We start from the raw sequence: 15486 nt of genomic DNA, 5'->3' as shown, positions 1-15486 counted from the left end.
GCCCGCGGGGGATGGCAGGCTGGGGGCATGCGTCGCTTCCTCGCGTTCCTCGGCGCCGGCTTCCTCGTCGGCGCGCTCGCCCTGCCCGCAGCCGCTGCACCCTCCGACGACGGAGACGGCAAGGGCGACAAGGGGTTCACGATCACCGACTCCCGGATCACCGAGTCCAGCGGGCTCGCCGCCTCGCACCTCCACCCCGGCATCTACTGGACGCACAACGACAGCAACGACGGCCCGTACATCTACGCCGTCGACAGCAGCACCGGCAAGACGGTCGCCACGGTCACGTTCAGCGGGGTCGGCAAACCGCGCGACGTCGAGGCGATCTCCATCGGCCCGCACAACGAGATCTACGTCGGCGACATCGGCGACAACCTCGACGGGACCTGGCCCTACGTCTGGATTTACAAGCTGCCCGAGCCGAAGGTGCTCAAGGACCAGACGATCCGGGCCACGCAGTACGTCGTGAAGTACTCGGACGGCGCCCGCAACGCCGAGTCGCTGGTCGTCCACCCCAAGACCGGGCGCGTGTACATCATCGACAAGAAGGAGGACGGCGGGCACCTCTTCGAAGGCCCGGCCACGCTCTCCTCCTCCGGCACCAACTACTTCAAGCCCATCGCCGCCGTGGACCTCTGGGCCACCGACGCCGCCTTCTCGCCCGACGGCCAACAACTCGCCGTACGCGGCTACTTGGGTGGTATCTACTACGACTGGAACGGCGGCAGGATCAAGCGCGAGGGGCGCCTCGACGTGCCGTTGCAGGGGCAGGGGGAGTCCGTCAGCTACTCCGCCGACGGGACCAAGCTGTTGTACGGGAGCGAGGGCGCCGACAGTCCCGTGCAGGCGGAGGACGCTCCCGGGGGGAGTTCGGACTCCTCCAAGTCGCCCTCCGGGGGCGGGAGTTCCGCGAGCGGTGACAGCGGCGGCGGCTCGGGGAGCAACGTGAAGATCGGCGCCGTGGCCGTCGTGGTCGTCGGCGGGGCGCTGTTCGGCCTACGGCGCATCACGCGTCGTAGGAGCTGAACTCGCCCCTCTCACCCGGCTGTTGGCCGCCCTCGCCGCGCTGGTGGACCATGACCTCCAGCCCGTCCAGGATGCGTCCGAGCCCGAACTCGAAGTGGTCGAAGCCGGCGGTGAACGTGTCGGGGGAGAGGGACGCGAGCGTCGGGTACGCGCCCGTCGCCATCGCCTTCTCCAGCGCCGGGACCTGGGCGCCGTAGAACTCCGCGTCGGTCAGGCCGGTGCTGCGGGCCGCCTCCTCCTGGTGGACCTGGGTGCGGGCGGCGCCGACGACGTAGCCGTCGATCATGACGACCGTCGAGACGAGCTCCGGGTCGGTCAGGCCCATCGGGCGGATGCGGCCGAGCAGGTGTTCCAGGGTGGCGAGGGCGCGGGGGCCCAGCAGCGGGCGGGACTGGTTGACGCGCAGCAGCCAGGGGTGCCGGCGGTGGACGGCGAGGGCGTCGCGGGCGGCGGCCTCCAGCGCGGAGCGCCAACTGCCGCTGCCCGCACCGTCGTCGGGGAGGTCCGGGAAGCGGACGCGGTCCAGCATCAGGTCGAGGAGTTCGGCCTTGCCGGGGACGTACCGGTACAGGGACATCGCGCCGGTGCCGAGGTCGGTGGCGACCCGCCGCATGGAGACGGAGTCCAGCCCCTCCTCGTCCGCGATGCGGATGGCCGCGTCCACGATCCGGTCGACGGACAGCCCCGGTTTCGGTCCGCGGCTGGGGCGCGGGCCGGCGTCCCACAGCAGTTCGAGGGTGCGGCCGATGTCACCGCTGCCGCTGGACTCCGCCGAGTTCGAGGTCGAGTTGGAGGGCCTGCTCGTCATGTGGGGGAGTCTAGGTCGCCGGGCGAAAACCGAGTACACCGTACGCGCAATCGGATACGGTGCACGCAGTTCGAACGCCCGGTACAGGAGGGAGGGAAGAGGACCCATGGGTGGTGACTCGTACGTGGTGGAGGCCGAGGCGCTGGAGAAGCGCTACGGCGACAAGCACGCCCTCGACGGCTTCGACCTGGCCGTCCGCGAGGGCACCGTGCACGGGCTGCTCGGCCCGAACGGCGCAGGCAAGACCACCGCAGTCCGCATCCTCTCCACGCTGGTCCGGCTCGACGGCGGCCGGGCGACGGTCGCCGGTCTCGACGTGGCCCGCCAGCCGCGCCAGGTCCGCACCCGGATCGGGCTCACCGGCCAGTACGCGGCGATCGACGAGATCCTCACCGGCCGGCAGAACCTGGAGATGTTCGGCCGTCTCTTCCATCTCGGCCGCAGGCGGGCCAAGTTGAGGGCGTCCCAACTCCTGCGCCAGTTCGACCTGGAGGCCGCCGCGGACAAGGGCGCGGGCGGCTACAGCGGTGGCATGCGCCGCCGTCTGGACCTCGCCGCGTCGATGATCCTGGCCCCGGCCGTCCTCTTCCTGGACGAACCGACCACCGGCCTGGACCCGCGCAGCCGGGGCGAAGTCTGGGAAGCGGTACGGCAGTTGGTGCAGGAGGGCACCACCGTCCTCCTGACCACCCAGTACCTGGAGGAGGCCGACCGGCTGGCCTCCCGCATCACCGTCATCGACCAGGGCCGGGCCATCGCCGACGACACCCTCGACGGCCTCAAGAACCGCGTCGGCGGCGACCGCATCGAGGTCGTGCTGCGCGAACCGGCCCACATCCCCTACGCGTTGCAGGCGGTCGCGAGGGTGGCCCACGGCGGCCAACCGGAGGCCGACATGGGGGAGTTGCGGGTGCACGCGCCGGTGGCCGACCGGGTGGGGTCGCTGACCGAGGTCGCCCGGTACCTCCACCACTACGGCATCCCGGTCGAGGACATCGGCCTGCGCCGCCCGAGCCTGGACGACGTGTTCCTCCGGCTGACGGGCCGCCGTACGGAAGAAGAACCGACCGCCCAGGAGCCGGAGTTCGAGGTCCCTGAGACCGAGGGGGCGGCGGCATGAGCGGCGGCGCGTCGACGGCGCCCGCGTCCGCCTCCGAGGGCACCGGACGGACGTACCGCAGACGCCCCCAGCACGGCCGCGTCTTCTGGACGATCGCCGACTGCTGGAACGTCGTCCGCCGCGGCCTGACCCACTACCGCCGCCAACCGGTCAGCATCCTCTGGCAGTTGGGCTTCCCGATCCTGTCCGTGCTGCTGTACGGGTACGTCTTCGGCAAGGCGATGCGGGTGCCGGGCGGCGGCGACTACAAGGCGTTCCTGATGCCGGGCATGTTCGTGATGACGGTGGCCATGGGGTTCGTCTCCACGGCGACGATCTTCGTGAACGACGCGAAGAAGGGCGTCATCGACCGGTTCCGTTCCATGCCGATGGCGCCGTCGGCGGTGGTGGCGGGGCGCGGCGCGACCGATCTCATCGTCGCCTGCGCGGAGTTGGGCATCATGATGGCCACGGCGTACGGCATGGGCTGGCGCCCGGAGTTCGGCGCGGGCCCCGACCTGGGCGCGGGCCTCGGCGTCGACGTCGGCCTCGGCCTGGACTTCGTGAAAGCGGTGGCCCTGCTCCTGGCGCTCCGCTTCGCGCTGATCTGGGTGGGCGTGTGGCTGGGGTTGCTGCTCCCGGGCCCCGAACAGGTGGGCGGCCTCTTCGCGATCGTCTTCCCCCTGACGATGATCTCCAGCATCTACGTCTCCCCGACCCAGATGCCCCACTGGCTCGGCCAGGCCGCGCTCTGGAACCCGCTCTCGTCGACGGCGGGCGCCACGCGAGCGCTGTTCGGCGCCCCGACGGGCCAGGGCACGTCCTGGCCGGAGCAACACGCGCTGCTGCTCGCGGGGGCGTGGCCGGCGGCGCTGACGCTGCTGTTCCTTCCGCTGGCGGTGCGGAGGTTCCGCAGGCTGAGCCGATAGGCGTGGACGACTGTCGGTGTCCGTTGCCTTGACGTGTTCACGTGATGTGGCTTCCATGGGAGGCGCAGGGTGGTGGGAGCGCTCCCACCGGTTCCGGGCCCGCGCCTCCGAGAGGAAGCAGCGAGGTGTCCCTCATGTCTTCAATGCTCCTGTTCCGCGCCTTGAGAAGAGCGCTGTGCGCTGTTGCCGCGGTGCTCCTTCTGCCGCTGGCCGGCATCCACGTCGCTCACGCGGCCGATACGGCGAGTGCCCCCGGAGCCGGTTACTGGCACACCAGCGGCCGCCAGATCCTGGACGCGGCGGGTCAGCCGGTCCGTATCGCCGGGATCAACTGGTTCGGCTTCGAGACCGCCAACTATGTTGTGCACGGCCTCTGGTCACGCGACTACAAGAGCATGATCGACCAGATGAAGTCGCTGGGCTACAACACCATCCGCCTCCCCTACAGCGACGACATCTTCAAGTCCGGCACAGTCCCCAACAGCATCGACTTCTCCAGCGGCAAGAACGCGGACCTCCAGGGCCTGAGTTCGCTGCAGATCATGGACAAACTCGTCGCCTACGCCGGCCAGGACGGCCTGAAGGTCATTCTCGACCGGCACCGCCCGGACGCGTCCGCCCAGTCGGCGCTCTGGTACACGTCATCGGTACCGGAGTCGACGTGGATCGCCAACCTCCGCTCCCTGGCGACCCGTTACGCGGGCCAGTCGACAGTCATCGGCATCGACCTCCACAACGAGCCCCACGATCCGGCGTGTTGGGGCTGCGGCGACGTGGCGACGGACTGGCGCCTGGCGGCGGAGCGCGCGGGCGACGCGGTGCTGTCGGCCAACCCCGACCTGCTGATCTTCGTGGAGGGCGTGCAGACGTACGCCGGCGCATCTGGTTGGTGGGGCGGCAACTTGATGGGCGCGGGCCAGTACCCGGTGGAGCTGAGCGTGCCGAACCGGGTCGTGTACTCCGCGCACGACTACGCGACGAGCGTGGCCCAACAGCCCTGGTTCAGCGATCCGGCCTTCCCGGCGAACATGCCCGGGGTGTGGGACAAGTACTGGGGCTACCTCTTCCGGCAGAACATCGCGCCGGTGTGGGTGGGCGAGTTCGGCACGACGCTGGCATCGACGGTGGACCAGAAGTGGCTTGCGGCGCTGGTGAGTTACCTCCGCCCGACCTCGACGTACGGAGCGGATTCCTTCCAGTGGACCTTCTGGTCGTGGAACCCCAACTCCGGTGACACGGGCGGGATCCTGAAGGACGACTGGGTGACGGTGGACACGGTGAAGGACGGATATCTGGCGAGCGTCAAGGCGGCGGGGTTTCCGAGCACGGGGACGGGTGGGGGTGGGGGAGGGGGAGGAGACAGTACGGCCACCTGTGCCGCCACGTACACCGTCACCAGCGACTGGGGCACCGGCTTCAACGCAGATGTGACGGTGAAGAACTCCGGGACCTCGGCCCTCAAGTCCTGGCAGGTGAAGTGGACTTGGTCCGGCGCCCAGCAGGTGACGAGCATGTGGAACGCGACGTACACGCAGAGCGGGGCGAGTGTGACCGCGGTGAACGCGGATCACAACGGGAGTGTGGGGGTGGGGGGTTCGGCGAGTTTCGGGTTCGGGGGAGCTCCGGGGGGTGGGGGTGTGCCGAGCCTTAGCTGTACGGCGGGGTGAGGGGCTGACGGTCCGAGGGGATTGAGGGGACGGGGTCGGGGCCGAGCCGATGATCTCCTGCTGCCTGCCTGTCCTCCTGGCCGTTGCTCAACTCTCCAGGGGACAGGGCAGGTCGGGCCTCGTGCGGTTCGGGGAGCAGGTGACTACGGCGAGGGAGATGAACGAGGGGCGTTCGAGGTAGAAGCCGTACGACGCGTCGCCGCCGGAGGTGAGCCGTTCGGCGACGGCGGCGAGGAGCCGGGAGAGGTGGCTGGCATCGCGTTGCAGATCTGAGGCGAACCGGGTTGCATGCGTGGCCAGTTGGTCCGCGAGCCAGGCTGCCGCGTCGGTCGGGGCGGGCCATGTTCCTTGTACCAGTGAGCGCGGCTTGAGGAGCCAGTACGCCGTTTCCAGCGGGGGCAGGTCGGAGGTGGGGAACTCCGCGGCCACTTCGCGGTAGCGCTGGATCAACTCGGGGCGGCTGCCGGGTGGGGGTGGTTCGGGGTGGGGTGGGCGGCGCAGGGCTTCCTGGTCGAAGCGGGGTTTCGGTCCGGTCCACAGGTAGGCGTGGTGGTGCACCGGTGGGCGTCCTGTTCGGGGAGGTCTTGGTCTCGGCGGTGGTGAAATCCCGGCCGGGCGGGGTGAGTTGGGGCCACGCCGGGGCCGACCGGGATGGGTGGGGCTGTGAGTCTGTGAGCCTGTGGGCTTGTGGGCTTGTGCGGCTCAGATGGTCAGGCCGAAGCGGGCGGGGTCGATGCCGGCCACGCCCAGTTCCTCCGTGGTGAAGCGCAACGGCTCCTTGTCGGGGCGCTTGCTGTCGCCGAGGGCCCAGAAGCCGTGGCCGATCCGGGCGAGGGTGACGCAACCCTCCGTGCAGGGGCCGCCGCAGGCCTGCGTGAACGAGGCGGCGGTGATGTCGAGTTCGTAGAGGTCGGTGCCGTTGAGCATGGGGGTGCCTTCCTGTCGGTTGGAGGGGCCTGCTTGCAGAGGGCGAGCCGTGCTTCGGAAGGGTTCGCTGCCTCGCCGGGGTTTCGTTGCCGGTCTCGACGCTAGGGCCCTGATGGTCGCCGTCTCCAGTGATGTTCATGAATGTTCACACCAGCACATCTGACCTGGCCGTGGCCGATTTGCCTTCTTGACGCGACCTCTCGGCATCATCAATGTGGTGCACATCTACGAACGACCAGCATGCCGGAGGCGGCTATGGCGTTACGGTTCATCGGGATCGACCCCAACACAGGCACCGGCGAGAGCCCCACTGTGTGGGTCGACGAGAGTAGGAACGAATTGGTCATCCAGGGATGGAAACCGGATCGTCAGATCCAAGTGCAGTGCGCCGCGTTCGAGGCGCCTGGCCACGCGGTGGGAATTCCTGACCACGAAGCAGTTGTCCGCGTCCCGGCACGCATGGTGCCGATTCTGAGGAAGGCATGCGATGCCGCAGAACGTGCCGAGCTTCGCTGAACTCCTGGACGGCGCCCAGCGATCGGCCGTCCACCTGGAGATGCGCGACGCATACGGAGTCGTCGGCGAGGCCGACGATTTCGCCCACTGGCAGCGGACAGGGCAACGCGACACCGACCCGGAGTCGCCGTACTGGGGTTCATGGACGAGCCTTATCCGTCGTACGGTGGCCCGCGGTGTGGTCGTGCGGCGAGCACGCATCGTGTCGGAACCGGTCAGCGACTACATCCGCTACGAGTACGCGGGCACGCCGATCAACGTCGCGGCCGGTGAGCAGGTGCGGTGGCTTCCGCGTCGGCAGGCCTCCGACATCGCGCTGCCCGGCAACGACTTCTGGCTCCTGGACGACCGGTTGATCCGCTGGAATCACTTCACCGGGGACGGCGCGTCCGGCGGCGGAGAGATCAGCGAGGATCCGGCCGCGGCGAAACTGTGCGCCGAGGCGTTCGAGGCGGTGTGGGCGCGAGCAATCCCACACCAGGACTACAAGATCAGCTAGCGCGTAAGGCGTACGGTCGGCTCGTGCCCAATTCCCCCTCCTCCTCAGCGCAGGCCGCGCGCGAACGGGTCGCGCAGCGGCTGCGGGATCTGCGTGCGGATGCGGGCATCACCGGGAGCGAGCTGGCCGAGCGCTGCGGCTGGACCCATCCGAAGACCTCCCGTCTGGAGAACGCCCGCACACCCCCCACGCCCGACGACATACGCCGCTGGTGTGCCGCGTGCGGTGCCGACGGTCAGGCCGCGGACATCATCGCCGAGTCCCGGGACGCCGAGTCACAGTACGGCGAGTGGCGGCGCAAGGTACGGGTCGGCCTGAAGCGCCTTCAGGACAGCTACGTGGAGCTCTACCGTTCCACCGAGCTGTTCCGGATCTACTCACCCACCTTGGTCCCCGGTCTTCTTCAGACCCAGGGGTACGCGCGTGCCCTGCTCTCCGCCAATGCCCGACTGCTCGGCATCCCTGATGACTCCGACGAGGCGTCGGTGGCTCGTGTCGAGCGCTCGAAGGTCATCCATGACTCGGGGCACCGTTTCGTCATGCTGATCGAAGAGGGCGTGCTGCGTTACCAGTTGGGCGACGCCGATGCGATGGCGGCGCAGCTCGGCTATCTGCTCACGGCTGGGGCGTTGCCGTCGGTGTCTCTCGGTATCATCCCCGACTCGACGCCTGAACGGGTGTTGTGGCCGCAGGAGTTGTTCCACATCTACGACGACACACTCGTCTCGGTGGAACTGCTGTCGGCCCGGGTCCGCGTCACCCAGCCCTCCGAGATCGCGCTCTACCTGAGCGCCTTCGAGCAACTCCGGAGCATGGCCGTGTACGGGGCGGATGCCCGGGCCTTGATCGTGAAGGCGATAGACGCCCTGTGCTGATCCGGGCGCGGCGCCCGCCCGACCACACGGCGCGCACCCCCTACTCCCGCAGCGCCCCGTGCCGCCACGCCAGCAGATCGATGCACTCGCGCAGTTCGGGCTGCGGCAGACCGGTGCGTTCGCGCATCACCATGATGGCCTGGATATTGCGGCCGGCGGCGATGAGCTCGTCCACCTCTGCTTGTGCCTCGGCCGGCAGTCTGTTCCACAGCATGTCGTCCATGTGCAAGATCCAACCATCAGGACAGCCCGAGCAGCACGAACAGCCGTGCCCCGCAGGCCCGTTGATGCACCCGGGTTCATCCCCACGATGGCCGGCCTGGTGACCGCCGCCGGTACCGAGCTGAGTCCCAACCTGAGGCGCCAGCAGTACGGCGACTGGACCAAGGAGGAGATGACTCCGTTGGACGCTAGATCGTCCCGTTACCGTTCCCGTCCACAGGCCGCACCTCATAGTGCAACGTCGGCGTCCGCATCGCCTTGTGTGCCAGCGGTACCAACACCCCTTGCAGGAAAGGGTGTTTGTGGCGCAGTAGCTTCGCCGCGTGTTTGTCCTCCGGGGTGCCGTGGTCCAGCAGGCGCGCGCGGGCGTGGATCTCGGGACCGGTCGGTTTGCCGCGGACGGTGGCGGGGGCGAGTTCCACCTCCGGGTTGTTGCGGATCCGCTTGGCCTTCCAGGCGCTGCCCGGGGTGCGGAAGTACGCGTGGTCACCCTCGACGGCCAGGCTCACGGGGGTGCCGACGCCCGTGCCGTCCCGTTTGTGGGTGGTGAGCAGGACGGCGTACTGCTTGACGAAGGGATCGAGCTGGGGGCTCGTGCTCGGGCTGCTCGAACTGGTCATGCTTCCATGGATGCACTGTCGGCCCGATTTGTCACGGCGAGGGGCTCGGGTACGTCACCCACGCCGCCGTTTCGCTTCGCCTGGACGCACAGCCCGACGTAGACGAGGTCGAGCACGCTGCACATGATGCCGAGGCCGAGCAGGAACCCGCCGTCATCCTCAAGGGCGCCGAAGAGGATCGTGGGCGCGAGTGTGCCGAGCCACTTGGCCACCGCGATCGTCACCGACTGCCCGCGCAGCCCGCGTCGCGCGACGAACATCGCGATGAACAGGCCCGACATCAGCAGGTTCTGGAGAAACGCCGAGTAGCCGGCCCCGTCCTCCGCGCCGAACTTCGCCAGGAACAGCCACTGCACGGCGAACGACATCCCGAACAGCAGCACGCTCAGGCCGGCGAACATCCGTGGCGTGACGAACGACGGGAACTCGGCGCGGCCGTACCGGAAGAACGTGTACACGATGACCGCGTCGGCGATGCCCCACACCAGGTTGATGCCGCCCTGCACCGAGGGGTCGAAGGCCAGGTTGTGCACCGCGTACGTCCACTCCCACGCGAAGTTCAGCCCCAGCGCTACGGCAGGCATGGCGTAGGTGCGTTCGCGGAACCCGATGCGGATCGCTTCGATGTACACGATCGTCCAGGCGATGCCGCTCGCGAGGATGAGGGCGATATGCATCTGCGTCTCCTGTCGCGGGTCTTCGAGTTGCGGATCTTCGAGGGGTCGCGCGGACGCTAACAGACACGTTCGAGGGTGTGGGCGATGTCTGTCCTACGTGAGTGTGACGCAGGGAGGTAGGGGCGTACCGGGTCGTACTCGGCTTGCCTGGGCGGTTGTCGGGGCTCGGGCGGGAGTTGCCAGCAGGGTTCGTCGAGCGGGAAGGGCAAGTGGCGGCCGGCCGCGCGGGAGCGTTTGTGCCAGCGCTTCCAGCGGGCGTCGTGCGGGGTGGGGAGTCGCCATACGTACGGGTCCGGCGTGCGGACTTCTCCCCCAAGGTCCGTGTCGGGCAAGGGGGTTCGGGGAGCGTGCGGATCGTGTGGAGTGCGGGGAGTTCTGGGTGTGAGTAGGCGGGTCGTCGCCTCATAAAGTCGCCGGAACATGAGCCTGAACCCCCTCCAGTCCGAACCTCGCCCACACGCACTTCGCGTACGACTCCTGCCGGCACCCCCAGTCGTCGGCCAGCGCGGCGACGAGCGCGAGGCCCCGTCCGCCTTCCTCGTCCGGGGTCGAGTCGTGAGGTCGGGGGAGTCTGTCCCGGTCCGGGTCTGAGACCTCAAGGATCAACTCCGTCCCGTTGAGCGTGAGTTCGACCTTGACCTGGGCGTGGGAGACCCGGCAGTGGGTCACGGCGTTGGTGACGAGTTCGTTGGCCAACAGGGTGACTGCGTCGGCCAGTTCGTCGGTGATGCCCCAGTCCGCGAGGGTCTTGCGGACGCGTTGGCGGGCGACGGGGACGTGGCTTCGGTGTTTGGGAATGCGGAAACTCTCGGACGCGGGCATGGGGGACTCCGTCCTGACGTGGCGTCAAGTTGGGCTGCGCTGCGGCGCCTTCATGAAGCTAGGGGCGGATTCGCGATCCGCGCAATCCGAATCAGCGAATATATGCGTGAGTGTCACTCGATCGAGCGATGCAGCCCTGAGGTTGACGCTCGGTGTGGCATCGTTGCCGCAGAAGAGGGGAGGGCCCATGCCCGCAGGTGGACGGCCGACAGTACGTAGCAGGCGATTGGGCACGGCACTCAAGCAGTACCGGCTGGCCGCCAAGCTCGATCAACCGCAGGCTGCCGAGATCATCGCGTCAAGTCAGGCGAGGATCAGCCGCGTTGAGAGTGGGCATGCGACGCCGCGTGTCATCGAGGTGCGGTTGCTGCTGGATGCGTACGGCGTCAAGGACCCGGAAGTACGCGTCAAGCTGGAGGAGTTGGCCAAGAACTCGAAGAACCGGGGCTGGTGGCTTGAGCATGCCGCACACCTGCGGCCGGACTACGTCGACCACATCGCGTTGGAGGATGACGCGACCTACATCCGCGAGTGGCAGCCGGTTACCGTGCCGGGGCTCCTGCAAACTCCGGCCTACGCGGAGTCGGTTATCGCTGGCGGTCCCCACTACCTGGAGCCCGAAAGGGTCGACCAGCTGGTCAAGGTACGGATGGGGCGGCAGGCGAAGATCGACGAGGGCGGGGCGTCGTACACGGTCATTCTCTGGGAGGGCGTCGTCGTGCACCCGTTGGTGAGCGTCGGGGTTCACCGGGAGCAGTTGTCCGCGATCCTTGAGATCGGAAAGCGGAAGAACGTCACCGTGCAGGTACTGCCGTTCAGCGCCGGAGTCCTGGCCGGTTACTCCTCCGCCTTCTACTCCTTCAGCTTCGACGAGGAACCGACGGTCGAAGCCGTCGCCATGGACAACCTGCGAGGCACCTCGGTCCTTGAAGGCGCCGAGGAGCTTGCCGCTTACGCCAATGCATACGACCTACTACGATCGTCAGCGTTGGCGCCGGACGCGAGCGCGAAGCTCATCCGGGGCGTACTGCGGAGCTTGAAGGAAGACACATCGTGACCAAGGTTGTAAGCCCCTTCTGGAAGTCCTCGTACTCCGGGCAGGAGAACGCCTGCGTCGAGGTCGCCCACACCGCCGCCCACGGCCGCGCCGTCCGCGACAGCAAGCAGCACCCGGGAGACGGCGCCCCCCTCCTCACCGTCTCCCGGGAAGCCTGGCGCAGCTTCGTTCAGTACCTCTGAACTACCCGCGGGGCAACGACGTGTTGGTGATCGGGAGCTTCTGTACAGCCCCGGCCACGTACAAGTCCGTCGGAGCCGTGCGCAGCGTAAACGTGTCGTCGTAGCTGGAGACGCGTACCGACATCACGAAGAAGCCGTCGTCCTCGGCCGTCACCTTCACGTGGTACTCCTGCTCCCAGTAGGTCTGGAGGAAGACCTCCGTGCCCTGGGGCTCAACTCCCGTGGGGAGGGTGACCTTGCCCTGGACGGTGAGGATGTCGCCGGCCTTCACCTTCTTCTTGTTGACCGAGTAACTGAGCGAGCTGGAACGGGTGTTGGCGGCCACCGTGGTCTCCGCGAAGTAGCCGTCCTGCGGGGTGTTGAGGTCGCCGTCCTCGTCGTAGAGGGCGGTGATGTGCACGTCGTGCTGGACGTTGAGCAGGCTGCTGCCGCCCGAGTGGTCGATGTCGACGTCCGGGATCGTGAACTTCCCGGTGGCGTCGGTGACCGGCTTGCCCAGGTCGCGCGGCTCGTAGTAGTTGGGGTCGATCGGGTCGCCCCACGGGTTCCAGGTGGTGAACTGGACGACTTCCTGGAGGGTGACGGGGATGTTCGGCGCCGGGGTGCCGTCCGCCTTGGTGACGGTGCCGGTGACGTCGACGTGCCGTTCCTGGTAGTTGGTGCTGGCCGGGTTGGTGGTCACGGTCAGCACGTACGCGTCGCCGGGCTCGGCGTCCGAGGGTGCCGCGGAGGCGGCCGGTGCGGACAGGGCGCCGGCGGCGAGCAGCAGCGCGGCGGTGGCGGCGAGCCGCGTCGGGACGGACTTCCTGGGCATGGAGGCAACTCCAACTTCGGTCGGGAATCGAGGAGTTGCGCCGCAGGTGTGCGACGCAACCGGTTCGACCGGCGGGGTGCGGCGGGAGTTGTCCCCTGTGTGTTCGCTGTTACGCGGCTGTGGCAAGGGGTTGTTTTGTCCGGGTTGCTGGTTCACCTGGACTTCGGCCGCAGGCTGCCCCGCATTGCCCTACGACGACGAAAGGCGCCCCGCGGATCAGCCGCGGGGCGCCTTTCGTCGTCGTAGAACCGGAACCGTAGGCGAAACGACTACAGCTTCTCGATGACGTAGTCGACACACTTCGTCAGCGCCTCGACGTCCGCCGGGTCGATCGCCGGGAACATCGCCACGCGGAGCTGGTTGCGGCCGAGCTTGCGGTACGGCTCGGTGTCGACGATGCCGTTGGCGCGCAGGACCTTGGCGACGGCCGCCGCGTCGATCTCGTCGGCGAAGTCGATCGTGCCGATGACCTGCGAGCGCTTGGTGGGGTCGGACACGAACGGGGTCGCGTACTTCGACTCCTCCGCCCAGCTGTACAGGCGGCTCGACGAGTCCTTCGTGCGGGCCGTCGACCACGCCAGGCCGCCCTGGCCGTTGATCCACTCAAGCTGCTCGTTGAGGAGGAACAGGGTGGCCAGGGCAGGGGTGTTGTACGTCTGGTTCTTGCGGGAGTTGTCGATCGCCGTGGGGAGACTGAAGAACTCCGGGACGTGGCGGCCGGACGCGTGGATGCGCTCGGCGCGCTCGATCGCGGCCGGGGAGAAGACGCCGATCCACAGGCCGCCGTCGGAGGCGAAGGACTTCTGCGGGGCGAAGTAGTAGACGTCCGTCTCGGCGATGTCGACCGGGAGGCCGCCCGCGCCCGACGTGGCGTCCACGAGGACCAGCGCGCCCTCGTCGGCGCCCGCGACGCGCTTGATGGGGGCCGCGACGCCTGTCGACGTCTCGTTGTGCGTGTACGCGTACACGTCCACGCCCGCCTCGGCGGCCGGCTCCGGGTGCGTGCCGGGGCCGGAGGAGATGACGGTCGGCTCGGCCAGCCACGGCGCCAGCTTGGCCGCCTTCGCGAACTTCGAGCTGAACTCGCCGAAGGTCAGGTGCTGCGACTTGTTGTCGATCAGGCCGTGGGTCGCGACGTCCCAGAAGGCCGTCGAACCGCCGTTGCCGAGGACGACCTCGTAGCCCTCGGGGAGCGAGAACAGCGCGGAGACGCCCTCACGCACCTTGCCGACCAGGTTCTTGACCGGGGCCTGGCGGTGGGACGTACCCAGCAGAGACGTACCGGTGGCGGCCAGCGCGTCCAGCGCCTCCGTCCGCACCTTGGAGGGGCCAGCGCCGAAACGTCCGTCGGCGGGCTTGATGTCAGCGGGAATCTCGATATCAGCCACGAGCCGGAGCGTATCCCCTCGGTGAAACCGGACGGAAACGCGTCCGTTCGATGAGACGACCGAGGAGATGGTCTCTCCGGCCCGTGGACAAGTGGATCAGTCGCCCGGGGTCAGCTTTACCGGCAGCTCGAAGATGTCGTTCTGCGTCACCACCGGCTTGTTGCGGAGTTCCGTCGCCGGGACCGCCAGGTCCAGGGCCGGGAAACGCTCGTAGAGCGCCGGGAGCGCCACGTCCGCCTCCAGGCGGGAGAGGGCCGCACCCGGGCAGACGTGCGGGCCGTGGCCGAAGGAGATGTGGCGGTTCTCGCTGGTGCGGGTGATGTCGAACTCGCCCGCCGTCGGCCCGTGGGCCTCCTCGTCGCGGCCGATCGCGGCGTACGACACGATCAGCGCGTCCCCGGCCGGGAGGACCTTGTCGCCGACCTGGACGTCCTCCGTGGCGAAGCGGATCAGGACGTGCGAGGTGGGCGTCGAGTGGCGCAGGGTCTCCTCGACCACCGAGGACCAGTCGGCCTCGCCGGCCAGCACCAGGGCGCGCTGGACGGGGTGCGTCGACAGGTTGACGACCGCGTTGACGATCAGCGAGATCGTCGTCTCATGGCCGGCCGCGACCATCAGCTGGAGCGTGGAGACGATCTCCTCGTCGGTGAGGTGGTCGCCGTTCTCGGACGCCGCGATCAGCGCCGACGTCAGGTCGTCGCCGGGTTCGGCACGCTTGGCCGCGACCGTCGCGGCCATGATGCCTGCGAGTTCCGTCAGCGTCGCGATGACCTCCGCCGGCGGCGTCTGCGTCGAGAAGAACTTCTCGAACAGCTCCTTCAGGCGCGGGAGTTGGGACTCCGCTATGCCCATCAGGTCGGCGATGACGTACATGGGAAGCGGGTACGCGAACTCCGCCTTCAGGTCCACGACTTCACCCTCGACGGACTCAACTCCGTTGAGCAGGTCCTCCGTTCGCTTCGCGATCCGCTCCCGCATCTGCTCCACCCGGCGCGGGGTGAGCGCCTGCGCGACCAGCGTGCGCATCCGGCGGTGGTCCGCGCCGTCCACGGTCAGCATCGAACGGCCCGGGTTGGCGAGCCCGATCAGCGGCCAGTCCGCGGGGATCTCACCGCGCTGCCAGGCACCCCAGACGTTGATGTCCTTCACCAGCCGCGGATCCGTGAGCAGCTGTTTCGCCTCGGCGTGCCGCGTCACCGCCCACACGGGCACGCCACCGGGCAGTTCCACGGCGGCCAGTGGACCGGCCGCACGCAGCCTGGCGCTCTCGCCGTCCAGGTCGCCGACGAAGGGGTCGAGGACGATACGGGTCTCTTCGGTACCGGTGCTCATGCGGGAGTGCCTCCAAAGGCAGGGCT

The 15486-nt window shown here is 68.5% G+C and carries 19 protein-coding genes; 9 read left to right on the top strand and 10 right to left on the bottom strand.

Annotated features, from left to right (window positions below; genetic code table 11):
* The first annotated feature begins 27 nt into the window (after positions 1-27).
* Positions 28-1026 (top strand): WD40 repeat domain-containing protein, encoded by a 999-nt coding sequence (locus ACGFY9_RS06190; RefSeq protein WP_393752453.1) that lies wholly within the window; start codon positions 28-30, stop codon positions 1024-1026.
* Here ACGFY9_RS06190 and ACGFY9_RS06185 read toward each other — a convergent pair.
* On the bottom strand, positions 1007-1834 hold the full coding sequence (locus ACGFY9_RS06185) for a TetR/AcrR family transcriptional regulator (protein WP_393752451.1): 828 nt from the start codon (positions 1832-1834) through the stop codon (positions 1007-1009). The genes ACGFY9_RS06190 and ACGFY9_RS06185 overlap by 20 nt on opposite strands.
* A gap of 106 nt (positions 1835-1940) precedes the next feature.
* Between ACGFY9_RS06185 and ACGFY9_RS06180 the strand changes: the two genes are divergently transcribed.
* The 3 genes from ACGFY9_RS06180 (at position 1941) to ACGFY9_RS06170 (ending at position 5529) form a co-directional block, all read left to right on the top strand.
* Positions 1941-2954, top strand: coding sequence for an ATP-binding cassette domain-containing protein (locus tag ACGFY9_RS06180; RefSeq protein ID WP_393752449.1), 1014 nt, complete (start codon positions 1941-1943; stop codon positions 2952-2954).
* Entirely contained in the window at positions 2951-3862 is a 912-nt protein-coding gene (locus tag ACGFY9_RS06175) for an ABC transporter permease (protein ID WP_393752447.1), read from the top strand. Before ACGFY9_RS06180 ends, ACGFY9_RS06175 begins: the two co-directional genes overlap by 4 nt.
* 143 nt (positions 3863-4005) lie before the next feature.
* Entirely contained in the window at positions 4006-5529 is a 1524-nt protein-coding gene (locus tag ACGFY9_RS06170; RefSeq protein WP_393752851.1) for a cellulase family glycosylhydrolase, read from the top strand.
* Positions 5530-5616: 87 nt separating this feature from the next.
* Here the strand turns inward: ACGFY9_RS06170 and ACGFY9_RS06165 are convergent, their stop codons facing one another.
* Complete coding sequence (locus ACGFY9_RS06165; RefSeq protein ID WP_393752445.1) at positions 5617-6087, bottom strand: hypothetical protein; 471 nt, start codon at positions 6085-6087, stop codon at positions 5617-5619.
* A 144-nt stretch (positions 6088-6231) separates the two neighbouring features.
* Complete coding sequence (locus ACGFY9_RS06160; RefSeq protein ID WP_393752443.1) at positions 6232-6456, bottom strand: DUF397 domain-containing protein; 225 nt, start codon at positions 6454-6456, stop codon at positions 6232-6234.
* Between the two features lie 255 nt (positions 6457-6711).
* Here ACGFY9_RS06160 and ACGFY9_RS06155 point away from each other — a divergent pair, with 255 nt between their 5' ends.
* The 3 genes from ACGFY9_RS06155 to ACGFY9_RS06145 are packed head-to-tail and all read left to right on the top strand — an operon-like array spanning position 6712 to position 8346.
* Positions 6712-6972 (top strand): hypothetical protein, encoded by a 261-nt coding sequence (locus ACGFY9_RS06155; RefSeq protein ID WP_393752850.1) that lies wholly within the window; start codon positions 6712-6714, stop codon positions 6970-6972.
* Positions 6944-7471, top strand: coding sequence for a DUF6879 family protein (locus tag ACGFY9_RS06150; RefSeq protein ID WP_393752441.1), 528 nt, complete (start codon positions 6944-6946; stop codon positions 7469-7471). The genes ACGFY9_RS06155 and ACGFY9_RS06150 overlap by 29 nt, the downstream gene beginning before the upstream one ends.
* Positions 7472-7494: 23 nt before the next feature.
* Positions 7495-8346, top strand: coding sequence for a helix-turn-helix domain-containing protein (locus ACGFY9_RS06145; protein WP_393752439.1), 852 nt, complete (start codon positions 7495-7497; stop codon positions 8344-8346).
* Positions 8347-8386: 40 nt separating this feature from the next.
* Here the strand turns inward: ACGFY9_RS06145 and ACGFY9_RS06140 are convergent, their stop codons facing one another.
* The 4 genes from ACGFY9_RS06140 to ACGFY9_RS06125 all read right to left on the bottom strand — a co-directional run bounded on the left by ACGFY9_RS06140 (position 8387) and on the right by ACGFY9_RS06125 (position 10687).
* Positions 8387-8569 carry a hypothetical protein gene (locus tag ACGFY9_RS06140; protein ID WP_393752438.1) on the bottom strand — a complete coding sequence of 61 codons (183 nt, stop codon included), beginning with the start codon at positions 8567-8569 and terminating at the stop codon, positions 8387-8389.
* Positions 8570-8756: 187 nt separating this feature from the next.
* Complete coding sequence (locus ACGFY9_RS06135) at positions 8757-9188, bottom strand: PPOX class F420-dependent oxidoreductase (RefSeq protein WP_393752436.1); 432 nt, start codon at positions 9186-9188, stop codon at positions 8757-8759.
* A complete protein-coding gene (locus tag ACGFY9_RS06130; RefSeq protein WP_393752434.1) occupies positions 9185-9865 on the bottom strand; it encodes a hypothetical protein in 681 nt (226 codons plus the stop codon). The genes ACGFY9_RS06135 and ACGFY9_RS06130 overlap by 4 nt, the downstream gene beginning before the upstream one ends.
* A gap of 402 nt (positions 9866-10267) precedes the next feature.
* Positions 10268-10687 (bottom strand): ATP-binding protein, encoded by a 420-nt coding sequence (locus ACGFY9_RS06125; protein ID WP_393752432.1) that lies wholly within the window; start codon positions 10685-10687, stop codon positions 10268-10270.
* 187 nt (positions 10688-10874) lie between these two features.
* Between ACGFY9_RS06125 and ACGFY9_RS06120 the strand changes: the two genes are divergently transcribed.
* On the top strand, positions 10875-11744 hold the full coding sequence (locus ACGFY9_RS06120; protein ID WP_393752430.1) for a helix-turn-helix transcriptional regulator: 870 nt from the start codon (positions 10875-10877) through the stop codon (positions 11742-11744).
* A complete protein-coding gene (locus tag ACGFY9_RS06115) occupies positions 11741-11926 on the top strand; it encodes a DUF397 domain-containing protein (RefSeq protein ID WP_393752428.1) in 186 nt (61 codons plus the stop codon). The genes ACGFY9_RS06120 and ACGFY9_RS06115 overlap by 4 nt, the downstream gene beginning before the upstream one ends.
* A gap of 1 nt (position 11927) precedes the next feature.
* On the opposite strand, the gene ACGFY9_RS06110 is transcribed toward ACGFY9_RS06115, so the two are convergent.
* The 3 genes from ACGFY9_RS06110 to ACGFY9_RS06100 all read right to left on the bottom strand — a co-directional run bounded on the left by ACGFY9_RS06110 (position 11928) and on the right by ACGFY9_RS06100 (position 15460).
* On the bottom strand, positions 11928-12740 hold the full coding sequence (locus ACGFY9_RS06110; RefSeq protein ID WP_393752426.1) for an acyl carrier protein: 813 nt from the start codon (positions 12738-12740) through the stop codon (positions 11928-11930).
* Positions 12741-13009: 269 nt separating this feature from the next.
* Positions 13010-14128: a phosphoserine transaminase gene (gene serC / locus ACGFY9_RS06105; RefSeq protein WP_393752424.1), complete on the bottom strand. Its 1119-nt coding sequence runs from the start codon at positions 14126-14128 to the stop codon at positions 13010-13012.
* Between the two features lie 96 nt (positions 14129-14224).
* A complete protein-coding gene (locus tag ACGFY9_RS06100; RefSeq protein WP_393752422.1) occupies positions 14225-15460 on the bottom strand; it encodes a cytochrome P450 in 1236 nt (411 codons plus the stop codon).
* Positions 15461-15486 lie beyond the last annotated feature (26 nt).

The organism is Streptomyces sp. NPDC048504, from assembly GCF_043200035.1.
Classification (GTDB): domain Bacteria; phylum Actinomycetota; class Actinomycetes; order Streptomycetales; family Streptomycetaceae; genus Streptomyces.
This window is presented reverse-complemented; position numbering and strand designations above follow the sequence as displayed.

Bases quoted from the DNA above. Each gene is read 5' to 3' on its own strand.
- ACGFY9_RS06160 (WP_393752443.1), bottom strand. From the start codon at position 6,456: ATGCTCAACGGCACCGACCTCTACGAACTCGACATCACCGCCGCCTCG.
- ACGFY9_RS06170 (WP_393752851.1), top strand. From the start codon at position 4,006: ATGCTCCTGTTCCGCGCCTTGAGAAGAGCGCTGTGCGCTGTTGCCGCG.
- ACGFY9_RS06125 (WP_393752432.1), bottom strand. From the start codon at position 10,687: ATGCCCGCGTCCGAGAGTTTCCGCATTCCCAAACACCGAAGCCACGTC.
- ACGFY9_RS06140 (WP_393752438.1), bottom strand. From the start codon at position 8,569: ATGGACGACATGCTGTGGAACAGACTGCCGGCCGAGGCACAAGCAGAG.
- ACGFY9_RS06110 (WP_393752426.1), bottom strand. From the start codon at position 12,740: ATGCCCAGGAAGTCCGTCCCGACGCGGCTCGCCGCCACCGCCGCGCTG.
- ACGFY9_RS06180 (WP_393752449.1), top strand. From the start codon at position 1,941: ATGGGTGGTGACTCGTACGTGGTGGAGGCCGAGGCGCTGGAGAAGCGC.
- ACGFY9_RS06190 (WP_393752453.1), top strand. From the start codon at position 28: ATGCGTCGCTTCCTCGCGTTCCTCGGCGCCGGCTTCCTCGTCGGCGCG.
- ACGFY9_RS06100 (WP_393752422.1), bottom strand. From the start codon at position 15,460: ATGAGCACCGGTACCGAAGAGACCCGTATCGTCCTCGACCCCTTCGTC.
- ACGFY9_RS06155 (WP_393752850.1), top strand. From the start codon at position 6,712: ATGGCGTTACGGTTCATCGGGATCGACCCCAACACAGGCACCGGCGAG.
- ACGFY9_RS06120 (WP_393752430.1), top strand. From the start codon at position 10,875: ATGCCCGCAGGTGGACGGCCGACAGTACGTAGCAGGCGATTGGGCACG.
- ACGFY9_RS06130 (WP_393752434.1), bottom strand. From the start codon at position 9,865: ATGCATATCGCCCTCATCCTCGCGAGCGGCATCGCCTGGACGATCGTG.
- ACGFY9_RS06175 (WP_393752447.1), top strand. From the start codon at position 2,951: ATGAGCGGCGGCGCGTCGACGGCGCCCGCGTCCGCCTCCGAGGGCACC.
- ACGFY9_RS06150 (WP_393752441.1), top strand. From the start codon at position 6,944: ATGCCGCAGAACGTGCCGAGCTTCGCTGAACTCCTGGACGGCGCCCAG.
- ACGFY9_RS06135 (WP_393752436.1), bottom strand. From the start codon at position 9,188: ATGACCAGTTCGAGCAGCCCGAGCACGAGCCCCCAGCTCGATCCCTTC.
- ACGFY9_RS06185 (WP_393752451.1), bottom strand. From the start codon at position 1,834: ATGACGAGCAGGCCCTCCAACTCGACCTCGAACTCGGCGGAGTCCAGC.